This is a genomic window from Sediminibacterium sp., from assembly GCF_019264485.1.
Classification (GTDB): domain Bacteria; phylum Bacteroidota; class Bacteroidia; order Chitinophagales; family Chitinophagaceae; genus Sediminibacterium.
The window spans coordinates 470,980-484,393 of record NZ_JAHVAA010000014.1; the positions used below are offsets into that span (position 1 = coordinate 470,980).

The following is a 13,414-nucleotide window of genomic DNA, read 5'->3' on the forward strand; positions in this document are numbered from 1 at the left end:
TTAACTGTTTTCAGAAAGTACCACAACATTCCTGTCCAGACTTTCTTCTAATGAGATAAAGGTTTCTGTTCTTTCAATACCTTTTATTTTCTGGAGTTCATCGTGCAGTACATAACGCAGTTCCTGTATATCCTTACAAACGATCTCTGCAAACATGCTATAGTTACCTGTGGTATAATTAAGCCTGACGATCTGTGGAATTTTTTTCAGTTCTTTGGCAACGGTATCGTATAAAGAGCTTTTTTCGAGATAAACGCCTATAAAAGCAATAACATCATACCCAAGGGCTTTGAGATCAACAGATAGTTTTTTACCTTTCACTACATGTAGTTCTTCCAGTTTTTTGATCCTTACATGGATGGTACCACCGGAAACAAAGAGTTTCTTACCGAGATCGGCATAAGAAATTTCAGCGTTTTCCATCATTTCCTGGATGATCTGGTAATCCAGTTTGTCAAGATTTAATTTGGCAGACATTTTCAAGGCTATTTTTTGATGAAATTTAATTAATTATCAATATTATTGAATAATATCTATATTTTAAAAATAAATATTGAAATATTTGTAAGAAATAAGCTATTTAACCTAATATTGTGTTGTCAAACAAAGAAATAGTTCTTATATACTGTGGGGTGATGAAATTTTTGGCAGACATGCCCTCTTGTCTCGGGGGTGAGGATAACAGGACAAACGTAGTGTAGAGCCGGATCGGTAGCAATACCGGTTCGACCAGGGTCGACCACTGAACTTTGCGCTATAGCTAACTGCCTCGTGGAGGTTCGATCCCTCCCCCTACAGCAAAAGCCACTCTAACATGGAGTGGCTTTTTTATTAGCCTGAACTTTTCTTCACGCCCTCGATATACTCTTCCCTTGAAGTCAACCCTGTTATTGCAATCAACCCAATAAATGACGAAGTATAAATGAATTGCAACTAAATACCAGAAAATCACTAAAAACACTATTATAGATGATCTTCATACTACAAACTTGAGTTAAAAACAATTCACAAGCTTACTCATACATTTTTTTTCCTTCTCCCCCACCATATAATAAAACCCGTTACCGGTAAACTGGCAGCAATCAGGCTTGCAAAGAAAGCAAGCAGTTTGGTGGGTAGTCCTCCAATAGCACCAACATGTACATCGTAGTTCATCCGATAAATTTTATCGGCAGCAGAGGTATTTGCAAAACGTCCGAAAGCATGATCCACCTGCATTTCGGCCAATGTATACTGGTTGTAATAAGTATAATCAACTTTCCAATAAGTGCCCGGAAGCGGATTGATGGCCAGTGCTACCGCCGAACTGTCTGTTTCAGGATAATGTACTTCTATTGTTTGTCCATCGGTATAAGTAGTTGCTGCCCTTTTATACAATTCATCCACCGCAGAAAAAGAAGCGTTGGGCAGCGGTTGTTTTTTTGATACAGGTTCGTAAAATGCTTTGATGGCTTCACCACCCGAAGTCACTGCATAAAACGATCGGGCAAACCACTGAAAACCCATCACCAGTCCGCTAACCGCGATAAATATAGCTACCCAGCTCATATAGAACCCAAGTACATTATGAAGATCATAATTCCTTCTTCTCCAGCGAACATTCCATTTAATTTTAAAACGTTGCTTGCTGGCTGCTTTATTCTTGGGCCACCAGAGTATTATTCCTGTAATCATCAGTACCAGAAAAATAAGTGTGGCAGTTGCTACAATGGGCTGACCAATTGCTACCGGTAACCACAACTGATAATGACCCATAATGATGATCCTGAAAAAGTCGAGACTCATGTCTTTTGTCTTCAACACTTTCCCATCATAGGGATCAATGTATACGAGGTTGTAATAATCGTCTCCATAAAAAATTACTTTAGCGGCTTTACCTTTCTCATACAATACACTGTGTGGATGTTTACCAGGTACTTCTTTCTCAGCAATTGGTTTGATAACCGATGGCAGTAATATTTTTTTATTCTGTTCTTTCACGTATTGATACGGTTGCGTAACAGCTTCTATCTCCTGCTGAAATGCCAGTATACAACCAGTGATACCGAGGAATACAACCACAAGCCCGGAACTTAGTCCGAGCCATAGGTGTATTTTACCGATCCATTTTTTAAATCGCATGAATAGTCTTGTTTAGAATCGATAAGCAATACTGAATCTAACATTACGAGGTGCTTCTGTTTGCCAGTTGTAGGCAGAAAGCCACTGATAATATGATCCGTTATAGAGATACTGATTGAGTACATTGAATACATTCAGGTTCAGGCGTAACATATCTTTCTCGTAAGAAATACCTGCATCGAGTTTGGTATAAGCAGGTAAGACTTTGGTGGGATCGGGTGAAAGATCCCAGTAAGTATTACGACCATCGAGAAAACTTAATCCGCCTGAGAAACCAAGTCCTTTTAAAGCCCCATCCTGCAAGCGATAAGTGAGCCATACATTCGCTGTATGTTTTGCATAACCGGGTACCACATCACCTACTTTCATAGATGTAACACCTGCTGCTACCCTGGTAATTTTTGAATCGGTGAGTGCATAGTTGGCAACCAGGTCCAGTCCCTGTGCAATACGTCCTTTCACATCAAATTCAATACCCTGTGCTCTTTTTTGTCCCATTACAATACTCAGTCCCGATGCTGGCGGACTAAACGGATCAGCTGTTAATTCATTTTCTTTGAGTATACGATAGAATGTTAAACCGGTGTTCCATCTTCCACCGGCCCAGTCGCGCTTGAAACCGATTTCCATATTATTGCCTGTGATGGGTTTTACAGAACCGCCATTGGCGAGTCTGCCTGCCTGTGGAATAAATGCCTGATCAAACAATCCGTAAACAGTAGTTTGTCTGTCAAGCGAAACACTTAAACCAATTCTGGGTGTAAAGCGGTCGGCTGTTTTTGCTGCCGCGCCCCATTCAGATTGTGAGATGGTAGTATAACGACCTGCGATGGTAAGACGGAGTTTATTGTTAAAGAGACCCAGTTCATCTTGCAGGTAAATACCTGTATTACGCATATCCATGGTACCACCTGCTGCCACAGCTCTTTGTTCGAGTGGTGTGCTGAAATCGAACTGCGGATATCCGTTGGAAGGTCTGCCGAGAGCAGGATTTCTTGTATCGAATAAAGCATTTCCTGTATCGAGTAAATGGTATTGACTCCAGTCGGCAAAATATTGTCTGTTCGATACATCCACGCCACCCAATATTCTGTGTTGCAACTGACCGGTAGTTATATTTCCGTTCAGAAATACCTGCGCCATGGTGATACTGCTTTTTGCATCCCAACTACTAACAGCACGCTGAATAGTGCCATTACTGTTTACAGCTGCGGGCCACATAGAACTGCCTTGTTGTTTATAATTATTATAACTGGTTTGTGCCGTGAGTTTCCAGGCTGAGTTAAACTGGTGTTGCAGGTTTAACAAAACAGTATGGTCGTTAATATTGGTGCCGGGCAAACCTGCAGGTAAGAAAGTAGCGCCAACAGGCAGGGTAGCAAAACCATCTGTTGAGAATACATAGTAAGATCCTACATCACTCATCCGTGCATTTTGCCAGGCATATTCTGCGGTGAGTTTTGTTTTATCATTGAATTGGTAAGTAATTACAGGCGCAAATGCATACCTGTCATTGTATTCATTGGCCCTGTGCGATTTTTTCTGCTGACCTGAAATATTCAGGCGATATAATAATTTCCCTTCCATATTAAATTTTCCATCAAGATCGAGTGTGGCACGATAGAGATCGAAACTGCCCATGGTTAATGAAGCTTCTCCTTTATTATGTCCGCTTGGCTTTTTGGTTACTACATTATATAAACCACTGGGGTCTCCATTGCCCAGCATAAAGCCGGCCGGACCTTTTACAAATTCAATATGATCTACAAAACTCATGTCTTCTGTTAACGGGCCCCAGAAAGAGTTTACCATATTGAATCCGTTACGAAAAGCCTGAATCTGTGAACCACGGGCTGTAATATTAGTATACAGATCGCCCCAGTGTTCCATTCGGATGGCGCCACTCACATTACGAATGGCTCCATCACTCATGCTGATTACCTGCTGATCGGCGAGAGCCTTGGCTGTTACCACTTGTATATTCTGTGGCATTTCGAGTAAGGGCGTTTGTATGCGTAATGAAGAAGAAACTGTTCCCGCTTTATACGAACGAATACCGGTTCTGATGATTACTTCTGTTAACTGTTGTTCAGTAAGTTCTAACTGGATAGATACTGTAGTGGTTTGATTGGCAGTAAGTGTAAGTTTCCTGTTTACTTCTTTATAGCCAACCAATGAAATTGCTAACTCGTAATTACCTGCATTCAATCCCCTGATAATAAATTCGCCATTATCATTGGTGATGGCTCCTTTGGTAAAGCCTTTTAACTGAATACTTACATCTACTGCAGCTTTTCCTTCTGTAGTGGTAATTTTTCCTTTGATGACACTGTTGCCTTCAGACTCTTCATTTGCAAAGGCAAAGGAAAAAACAAACAGGCCGATTAGTATTGATAAAATTTTCTGCATACAAATTGTTTTGAGGTCGCAAAACTATCTGTGGAATATGCAGGTGCTTATCTAAATGAGGAATTCCATTTACGCAATGAGAAATAACTGTTTGTATTTGTCATTTAAGTGTCAGGGAAATTATTTTTGAAGGAAGAATAAAAGCTACTGAGTTCGCTACACGTCAGACGTAGTAGGTTATTAATTGACATACTCAATGCTAAAGTGGTTTCTCAGGCCAGAAATCTTTGGGGGAGCAATTAAACAGTTTGGCTATTTCGTTGAGGTGTGATGTTTTGTATTTGGTGCGGAAATTAGGGCTCTCTACCTGACCAATAAAACCAGAAGAAACATCAAGGTGAACAGCAATATCAACCTGTGAAATGCCTAATTCATTTCTGATCTCCTTGATTTTGTTGATCACAAACCAGTCTACTTTATTTTTTAAGTTCTTACTCAACATTATAGGTGCAAAGACGGAAAAGAAAAAAACCTGTCCACTTAGTCATGACTAAGAATATTTGTTATATTTGGATAGCTTTTTTACTATACTGGTGAATAGCGCATCATTAAAATTTGTGTAGGGTCTTTTCGGAAAAGCTTTGAAACGCAATACCTGTAAGACTCTTATGAATAAATAACCAATAATAAAAACATGAAAACCCTGTTTACTATGAGTGAGTTTTGGATGAGGACAGCCGCTGTTTCTGGAGAAACACTGGACACCGTTCTATGCCAGCTTCTCTTACACAGGGTTTGTACTGAAAAAAACACCCCCCGGTTTTTTCAGTTTCGGTTTAGAAACATGAACCCATGGTATTCCTTTAATATGAAAAACCAGTTCACCCAAATTCATCCTCTTGGCTCCGCCTGGTGTTTACTGCAAACCCAGTATGCCAAAAAGCCGAAAAACCCGGTATAGCTTATTTCCCATCTCATACACTAGTCTGAATAATCTATTTTCTCAACATTCTTAACTGCAAAAAATGCGAATATTTTGCTTACTGGCAATGCTTTGCCCATGGCTGAGCTTTGCGCAGGTTTCTCCTCAAAACAGCTCCTTGTTAAAAGGACAAATAAGGTCTGCCGGCAACAATGAAACAATTGCTGATGCCCTGGTATACCTTACTGCTAAAGGCAGCCGCGTACTTTCTGATAAAGAGGGTCGTTTTCAATTATCCATCCTGTCATTTCCAGATACACTGGTTATCAGTCATACAGGCTATACAACCAGACGCATCAGGGTTACCAATGCCTCTTTTCTCGATATCCGTTTAGATCCTTCCACAGAGTTGCTTACCGAGGTTGAAGTACAAACAGGTTATCAGTCTATACCGGCAGAAAGAGCAACGGGTTCATTCACCAAAATCAATTCCGAACTCTTTAATCGGAAAGTAGGTGCATCCGTGCTCGACCGATTAGATGGTATTGCTTCAGGTTTAATTTTTAACCGCAACCGAACTCCCAATGCCAACGAATCGGCCATTCAAATACGTGGCCGAAGCACCATTCTTGCCAATACTGAACCTTTGATTGTAGTTGATAATTTTCCTTTTGAAGGCGATATCAACCAAATCAATCCCAACGATATTGAATCGGTTACACTCCTGAAAGATGCAGCAGCTGCTTCTATCTGGGGCGTAAGGGCTGGTAATGGTGTGATTGTAATTACCACTAAAAAAGCAAAACAGTCACCTGCTCCCAAGATACGCTTCAATACCAATATTACCATCGGTGAAAAACCCGATCTCTACTACCAGCAAACAGCCGATGCCGCAGCACTGATAGAGATGGAATCCTTTCTTTTTGGGAGGGGATTTTATAATAACAGAATCAACCAGCGTTTTCCCGGGCTCTCACCTGCTGTAGGCATTTTTGATGACAGAAGAGCGGGAAGAATAACAGCTGCAGATTCTGCTGCACAAATTCAACAACTCTTACAAACAGATAACCGCGCAGACCTTTTACGTTATTTCTATCGCAGTTCAGTGGCACAGCAATATGCTTTGAATGTATCGGGTGGCAGTGAAAGGGCACAGTATTATTTTTCTGCGGGATGGGATAAACAACAACAGCCTCAACTGCAAAGCGATATCAGCAGGGTTACACTCAGGAGTAAAACGCTGATTCAGTTGATTAAGGACAAACTGGATTTTTCCACTGACCTCAATATGGCTATTTCTGCTACCAATAGTCCTTCGTCTGCCTATTCCAGTAATTATTCCATTTATCAGGACCTCGTAGATGAGCAGGGTAATGCAATCCCTGTGTACAGAGACTTTCGTAAAGCATGGCTGGATACCATTGGTCAGGGCCAATTATTATCATGGTTAAACAAGCCCTATGAAGAAAGCAGGTTGGTAAATCATAAGACTTCCAGACTGGATACAAGAATCCTGACATCCGCTTTATGGCGTATCAGAAAAGGATTACAGGTGCAGATGAGTTACCAACTCGAAACGGGCACTTCAGAAACGCGCAACCTACTGTCTATGGATCAATACTTTACCAGAGATCTGATTAATCGCTATACCTTACCCAACTATGCTACAGGTATTCCCGCTACAGCCATCCCGTTTGGTGATATCCTCAACAGAACAGATCAACGCTTTGTTGCTCACAATGGTCGTATTCAGGTAAACTATCGTAACAGCTGGAAGCAACATCATACTCTTGATGTATTAGCCGGTATGGAAATCCGTGACTTCACAACGAGAAGGTCAGATATCAGAAGATATGGTGTTAATGAAAGCAATGGTATTGACCAGGAAATCAATCCCATCAGTACTTTCCCTACGCTTCCCAATGGACTGGCTTCAAGAATACCCACAAATGCAGACAATAACCAGACTACAGATCGTTTTCTTTCGCAGTTCATAAATCTGGGATATAGTTACAAAAACAGGTATCAGCTTACTGTTAGTGCCAGAAAAGATGCTTCTAATCTGTTTGGCGTAGATGCCAATCAGAAAACCGTTCCGCTTTGGTCTGTTGGAAGCAATTGGATGGTCCACAAAGAAAACTGGTGGAAACCCGGACTTCTTCATACGCTTAAATTTCGTTTTACTTATGGCGTAAGTGGTAACCTTGATAAAACAGCTACCGCTTACACTACTGCAGGCAGCGATCTTAACAGCTTTTTCAGTCAACCTACTGCCTACCTGGTTAATCCTCCCAATCCTAAACTCAGCTGGGAAAAAATTCATGTGCTGAATGCAGGTATTGATTTCTCCATATTCAATGGAAGAATAGATGCCAGCTTAGAATACTATGAAAAAAATGGTAAAAATCTTTTAGGCGCCAGTCCCATGGCTCCACAAACAGGTGTAACACAATTCCGGCAGAATATTGCCGATCTTCAAACAAAGGGAATTGATCTGACATTGAATGCCCTGATAATTCAAAAACCCTTGCAATGGTCTGCACAACTGTTATTCAGTTACAACAGAGATATCATTCAACGGTACCTTGTTCCTGCTGCACTCACAAAATTTTATCTTACCAACATAACCTCTAATCCCTATGAGGGTAAACCCTGGTCAGCTGTTTTTGCTTATCCGATGGCGGGTTTAGAGCCTACTACAGGAAATCCTTTAGGGCTGCTCAATAATACTACCAGTACAAATTATAGCCGGCTGGTAAATCCTGCTACAAAAGATGAGTTTATGTATATCGGATCGGGCAGACCCACTTTTTTTGGTGGGTTCAGAAATGATATCAGTTATCGTGGATTTTTATTGTCGGTAAATATGGTGTATTCGATGGGTTACTATTTCAGAAGATCATCGGTACACTATGCCTCCGCATTCTCTTCTTCGCTTTCTGCAACACCTTCTACCCATGCAGATTATGCAAGAAGATGGCGGGTACCCGGAGATGAGATGTTTACCACTATCCCATCAATGGTATATCCCGCTGTTCCTGCCAGAGACGAGTTTTATCAATACTCAAATGCGCTGATTGAAAAGGGTGACCATATACGCTTACGAGATATCAGATTCAGCTGGAATATACCAATGCAAAAAAGGAATCCATTGCATATACAATCATGCAGGGTATATGCATATGCCAATAATATAGGTATACTCTGGAAATCAAATAAGGCAGGCATTGATCCCGATAATATTACGGGCTTCCCTTCCCCACGAACTTATGCTTTAGGACTTGAAATTGATTTTTAACCTCAACACCTGATTTATGAATACTTATAAACGATTGGTTTATTTATGCTGCTGTTTCTGCTTACTAACAGCATGTGATAAAGATGCATTTCTTGATAAAAAACCCAATTCAGCGATCATCATTCCTTCTACACTGGCTGAGCTAAGGTCATTACTTGATAATACTCAGGTATTTACCTATTCACCTGGCCTGGGTGAAATGGGCAGTGATGATTATTATTTAACCGAAGCCAACTGGCAGGCTTTACCCTTTCTGGAAAGATCCAGTTATACATGGGAGTCTGACTTATATGGCAGTCAACTAAATATTTCTGACTGGTCCCTTTGTTATCAACAAATACTCTATGCCAATATTGTACTGGAACAATTAGAAAAAAATCCACCTGCCACTTCTGTACAGGCCGAATGGAACAATATTAAAGGATCTGCTTTTTTTCTCAGAGGTTTTGCCTTGAGTAACCTGGTACAACATTTTGCAGCAGCTTTCGACAGTGCTACCATGACAACAACACCAGGTGTTCCAATCAGGCGAAATACCAATGTTCATCAGAATGTACCAAGAAGCAGCATCAAAGACTGTTACGATAGTATTTTTACCGATCTGTTAACAGCTGCTGCTTTGTTATCGGATATTGTACCTCCTGTAGCAAAAAACAGGCCGTCTAAACCAGCTGCTTTTGCACAGTTGGCAAGAATGGCAACTGCTTCCGGCCAGTATGAAAAGGCGAGAATTTATGCAGACAGTTGTTTACGTTTATACAATTATCTAACAGACTATAATACGGTTAGTACAACGGCTGTAAGTCCTTTTGACCGCTCACATGCGGAAACCATTTATTTCTCTCAGGCCATCAGTACATATGTTGTTTTGTTTACTACTTCCACTACTGTTTTTGCAGATACTGCTTTATACAGATCATATACTACCAATGATCTGAGGAGAAGTATTTTTTTCAGGGCAACAGGTGGTACAAATATGGGGTTTAAAAGAGGGTATTCCGGAACAATACTTCCATTTACAGGTATTGCTACCGATGAAGTATGGCTCATTCGTGCAGAAGCCCTCGCCAAAACCGGTCAGTGGCAGGCAGCTATGGCAGATCTGAATACCCTTTTGCAGAAAAGATGGCGTACAGGAACTTTTGTACCGCTTACAGCCCTGAATGCCACAGATGCACTTGAAAAAATCAGAACAGAAAGAAGAAAAGAACTGGTTTGGCGCGGCCACCGTTGGTCCGACCTGAAACGGTACAATAAAGAAGGGGCCAATATAACCCTTGTGAGAAAATTAGGCAACCAGACCTACACACTGCTGCCGGGCAGCAATAAATATGTATTCGCCATTCCAGCTAATGAAATCAGCATGAGTGGTATTATTCAAAACCCCAGATAAAATTTAAAATATGAAAGCAATTCAATTTATCATCATAATCACCCTGTTTTGTAACTGCGCTATAGGACAGTTGGAGAAAACTGCTACATCTGCTATTATTAATGGTACACTATGGCCTTTTACAAACGATACCATTACCATCAGCTACTATCCATATAAACTTGGGATAACTGCTATGGGAAGTACGGAAAAAAAAATTGTAACCAGTGATGGGAACTTTCAAATTAACATTCCTGATATGGATCATCCCTATTATTGCTCCATTACATCTACGCATTTAAAAGGACTCCTTTTCAGCGATCAGTTAATTGAACCGGGTGATAGTATCTCTGTCAAAGCCGGGAAAGACAGTTATAAAAACTATTCACAGACAAATCGTCCTTTTTTAAATATTACCGGTAGAAATGCAGCTAAAAATCAGGCACTGCATCTTTTTCATTATGCACGGTTGTATAACAAGATTGCAGGAATCAAAACGAATATAATTGACCGATACACAAATCTTACAGAAGCAGCTTTTGTTTTTGAAAGTAACGAATCCAAATACAGAGCGTACTGGGATAGTTTAACCAAAGCAAATAGAGCCGTTTTTTCCGAGACTTCAAGAAATATAATTGAAAGAGATTTTACAGTAGGAAAAATCAAGGGTATTATGTCGACATATAGTACGTTAAAAGATAAGTTAATCAGCACAAAATCACCGGAAAAAGACATCCAGCAGCTGAATACTGACTATACAACGATCATTACTCCAATACTCCAGGAACTGTTTACCCATTACAGTACTTCAACCTTATCGCCGGAATTTTTAGACATGGCTGTCAGGAAAACCATGATTGAAACCAAAATAAAGGAGAACAACAGTCCTAAATTTCCGGCTATAAAATATGCAGATGCCTTACAACAATGGCCGGAGAATAACAGGGAAGCAATAGCCACTGCCCTTTTAGCTTATATTTTTACCTTTAATGCAAATACAGAAAATATTCAGGAACTGATAGCCAAAGTTGGCACAATGGTTTATGCACCCGAGCTTAAAGCCATTGTTGAAAATTTTGAAAAAAATTATACCCCAGGTATAACGGTAACGCCTTTTTCGTTAACAGGGTTGCGTGGAGAAACAATTAACAGTAACGATTATGCAGATAAAGTAGTGGTTTTAGATTTCTGGTTTACCGGTTGCGATGCCTGCATTACAATGGCCCGGGTACTCAGATTAGCGAAAGACCGGTTGGCAGGTGATCCGGATATTATTTTTATGAGTATTTCAATTGATACAAACAGAGAAACCTGGCTCAGTAGTGTATCAAAGGGAATTTACTCACATGCTGATTTTGTGAATGCCTATACCAATGGAATGGGAATGGAACATAGTTTAATTCAGCAATACCAAATTCAGGCATACCCACGGGTAATGATTATGGCCAAAGGAAATAAAATGTTTAAATCGAACCCCCATATGCCCAAAAACAGGGATGAAGTTGAACTACTGGTACAGGATATTTTAGATGCGAAAACAAAATAAAAAAGGGGGCAATCCCCCCTTTTTTAACTATGGAATTTTTACAAACTGTTCGTTTGGTAATCGGCCTGGCAATGGTGTGCCGTTGGGTTCATCAAAGAGACAATACTCGGCACCGCTGATACACTGGAAGGTAACATTGATATCTTCCGTATTTACCTCATGCCATTGTACTCCATCAAACCCATAAGCCACCTGTTGCTTTACAGGTTTAACAGTAGTAAAAGCACTGGCTACCCCTACCAGGAGTGCTGCCATGAGAAAAACTGAAATCTTTTTCATAAATCTTGAATTAAAATGAATAAATAATTGCCTACTCGTTTGTACAGGTTTTCGGCTTTCCCTGTTCATGCATGAATATATTTGTGTAAGCGTATGGCTGCTATACTGATTGCCAGAAAAAAAATATTGAATACCAGGTGCTCCTTCCAACCCAACAATTCAATTACACCTCCGCAGGAACAGGGAATTCGACCAAATAAACCCAATAACACTACAAGCACATACCCTGTGAATAATGTCATTAACAACAAAGAGAGATAGAGACCCAGTAAGCGGGTGGTATTAATTACCAATAAGATAACCGCAATAATTTCTGCCAGCGGCAAAGCATGAGCCAGAAAATTATTTACCGTTCTTGAAAAAGGTTGGTTACGCATGGCATAGAGATGGGCCTCCATATTGAGCCATTTACTAAAAGCGGTATAAGTGAATAATAGAATCAGTAAAAAACAAAACAGGAAATAGAGTTTCGGTTTCATGGCACCAAACTACTCAGGCCGGTTTATGAGGATGGCAGCAAATTGTATGTAATTATCAGTCCTGTTTTTTTCGGCGCATTTGAGCGGGTGTTATGCCATAAAATTTTCTGAAAGCAATGGAGAAATTGCTGGTATTACCATAACCTGCTTTTTTCGATATCAGCTTTATGGGCAAATCGCTGGTTACCAATAAGGTTTGGGCCAGTTGCATACGTTTATGCTGGTAATAGGTATAAATAGTTTGTCCAAATAAAGATTTAAACCCTGTGGTAAGTTTTTGCCGGTTCATTCCGCTGTAGGCAGCAAGCGATACAATACTATGATGTTGTCTCAGGTCTTTTTCAATCAACTCACATACTTTATACAAAGCATCCAGTTCAGCGTTTGTAAATTTTCCGGATGGTAATTTATCACTGCCTATTCCCTCCTCCGCAGTTTTAATGATGTTCTGGATTAGTTTTTCATGAAATGACCTGGGCTGGGGGTAAAAAGATGTTTGTGTTAGCTGTAATATCAGGTCCATCATTAAAGCAGTAGCGTTTACAGACCCGGATAAGCTTTCTTCACCACCAGGAGGTTTTTGGGTATTGCTTCGAATAATTAATAAATGACTTACACGCCCCGGCTTCTGTAGTGGAATGAGTTGTATATCATCTGAAAAAAATAATTGGTATTGGTTTTTTTTGATATTCGAAAACTGGATGCCGTTAGTTATCTGCCACAATCCTTCAAGACAAAAGGAAAAACAAAGACCGGTATTTCGTAAGCGTAATTCTATTCTTTCAGGCGACCGAAGAAATATACGGGCAACCAAAATAGAAAAAGGGTTAATTGCAATGTCCTCTACCATTACAATACCCTCTTTCCCTTCCCATGAAGTAAAATTAGTTCCCTGCATGCGAACAGATTCCCACCCGGGTGGAACCTCTGGCCTTAGTTCAATACGACGATAGTTGAGTGTAGCCATCATAGCTGGTATACTAAAACTATCTGTTCATTAGCCTTCCCCCACTTAGTATCTAAAAAATAGAGTATTTACCACCATTAA

10 protein-coding genes are annotated in these 13,414 nt (G+C 40.3%); 3 read left to right on the top strand and 7 right to left on the bottom strand.

Annotated features, from left to right (window positions below; translation table 11 throughout):
- From KXJ59_RS13615 to KXJ59_RS13630, 4 genes are all read right to left on the bottom strand, one after another.
- Positions 1 to 477, bottom strand: a complete 477-nt coding sequence (locus KXJ59_RS13615) for an Lrp/AsnC ligand binding domain-containing protein (protein WP_295205694.1) — start codon at positions 475 to 477, stop codon at positions 1 to 3.
- 540 nt (positions 478 to 1,017) lie between these two features.
- Positions 1,018 to 2,121, bottom strand: coding sequence for a PepSY-associated TM helix domain-containing protein (locus KXJ59_RS13620; RefSeq protein WP_295205697.1), 1,104 nt, complete (start codon positions 2,119 to 2,121; stop codon positions 1,018 to 1,020).
- 12 nt (positions 2,122 to 2,133) lie between these two features.
- Positions 2,134 to 4,530 carry a TonB-dependent receptor gene (locus tag KXJ59_RS13625; protein WP_295205700.1) on the bottom strand — a complete coding sequence of 799 codons (2,397 nt, stop codon included), beginning with the start codon at positions 4,528 to 4,530 and terminating at the stop codon, positions 2,134 to 2,136.
- A 199-nt stretch (positions 4,531 to 4,729) separates the two neighbouring features.
- A complete protein-coding gene (locus KXJ59_RS13630) occupies positions 4,730 to 4,972 on the bottom strand; it encodes a helix-turn-helix transcriptional regulator (RefSeq protein WP_295205703.1) in 243 nt (80 codons plus the stop codon).
- 523 nt (positions 4,973 to 5,495) lie between these two features.
- On the opposite strand from KXJ59_RS13630, the gene KXJ59_RS13635 reads away from it, so the two are divergent.
- The 3 genes from KXJ59_RS13635 to KXJ59_RS13645 are packed head-to-tail and all read left to right on the top strand — an operon-like array spanning position 5,496 to position 11,608.
- Complete coding sequence (locus tag KXJ59_RS13635; RefSeq protein ID WP_295205706.1) at positions 5,496 to 8,690, top strand: SusC/RagA family TonB-linked outer membrane protein; 3,195 nt, start codon at positions 5,496 to 5,498, stop codon at positions 8,688 to 8,690.
- A gap of 16 nt (positions 8,691 to 8,706) precedes the next feature.
- Entirely contained in the window at positions 8,707 to 10,083 is a 1,377-nt protein-coding gene (locus tag KXJ59_RS13640; protein WP_295205709.1) for a RagB/SusD family nutrient uptake outer membrane protein, read from the top strand.
- A 10-nt stretch (positions 10,084 to 10,093) separates the two neighbouring features.
- The gene (locus tag KXJ59_RS13645; RefSeq protein ID WP_295205712.1) at positions 10,094 to 11,608 is read left to right on the top strand and encodes a TlpA disulfide reductase family protein; all 1,515 of its coding nucleotides are present in this window, start codon (positions 10,094 to 10,096) and stop codon (positions 11,606 to 11,608) included.
- Positions 11,609 to 11,635: 27 nt separating this feature from the next.
- On the opposite strand, the gene KXJ59_RS13650 is transcribed toward KXJ59_RS13645, so the two are convergent.
- From KXJ59_RS13650 to KXJ59_RS13660, 3 genes are all read right to left on the bottom strand, one after another.
- Positions 11,636 to 11,887 carry a hypothetical protein gene (locus KXJ59_RS13650; protein WP_295205715.1) on the bottom strand — a complete coding sequence of 84 codons (252 nt, stop codon included), beginning with the start codon at positions 11,885 to 11,887 and terminating at the stop codon, positions 11,636 to 11,638.
- Between the two features lie 65 nt (positions 11,888 to 11,952).
- Positions 11,953 to 12,366, bottom strand: a complete 414-nt coding sequence (locus KXJ59_RS13655) for a MauE/DoxX family redox-associated membrane protein (RefSeq protein WP_295205716.1) — start codon at positions 12,364 to 12,366, stop codon at positions 11,953 to 11,955.
- A 55-nt stretch (positions 12,367 to 12,421) separates the two neighbouring features.
- Positions 12,422 to 13,336 carry an AraC family transcriptional regulator gene (locus tag KXJ59_RS13660; protein ID WP_295205719.1) on the bottom strand — a complete coding sequence of 305 codons (915 nt, stop codon included), beginning with the start codon at positions 13,334 to 13,336 and terminating at the stop codon, positions 12,422 to 12,424.
- Between the last annotated feature and the right edge of the window lie 78 nt (positions 13,337 to 13,414).

What these genes read in the sequence shown, in the direction of transcription:
- KXJ59_RS13615 (WP_295205694.1), bottom strand. Translation starts at nt 477, where the DNA reads ATGTCTGCCAAATTAAATCTTGACAAACTGGATTACCAGATCATCCAG.
- KXJ59_RS13620 (WP_295205697.1), bottom strand. Translation starts at nt 2,121, where the DNA reads ATGCGATTTAAAAAATGGATCGGTAAAATACACCTATGGCTCGGACTA.
- KXJ59_RS13625 (WP_295205700.1), bottom strand. Translation starts at nt 4,530, where the DNA reads ATGCAGAAAATTTTATCAATACTAATCGGCCTGTTTGTTTTTTCCTTT.
- KXJ59_RS13630 (WP_295205703.1), bottom strand. Translation starts at nt 4,972, where the DNA reads ATGTTGAGTAAGAACTTAAAAAATAAAGTAGACTGGTTTGTGATCAAC.
- KXJ59_RS13635 (WP_295205706.1), top strand. Translation starts at nt 5,496, where the DNA reads ATGCGAATATTTTGCTTACTGGCAATGCTTTGCCCATGGCTGAGCTTT.
- KXJ59_RS13640 (WP_295205709.1), top strand. Translation starts at nt 8,707, where the DNA reads ATGAATACTTATAAACGATTGGTTTATTTATGCTGCTGTTTCTGCTTA.
- KXJ59_RS13645 (WP_295205712.1), top strand. Translation starts at nt 10,094, where the DNA reads ATGAAAGCAATTCAATTTATCATCATAATCACCCTGTTTTGTAACTGC.
- KXJ59_RS13650 (WP_295205715.1), bottom strand. Translation starts at nt 11,887, where the DNA reads ATGAAAAAGATTTCAGTTTTTCTCATGGCAGCACTCCTGGTAGGGGTA.
- KXJ59_RS13655 (WP_295205716.1), bottom strand. Translation starts at nt 12,366, where the DNA reads ATGAAACCGAAACTCTATTTCCTGTTTTGTTTTTTACTGATTCTATTA.
- KXJ59_RS13660 (WP_295205719.1), bottom strand. Translation starts at nt 13,336, where the DNA reads ATGATGGCTACACTCAACTATCGTCGTATTGAACTAAGGCCAGAGGTT.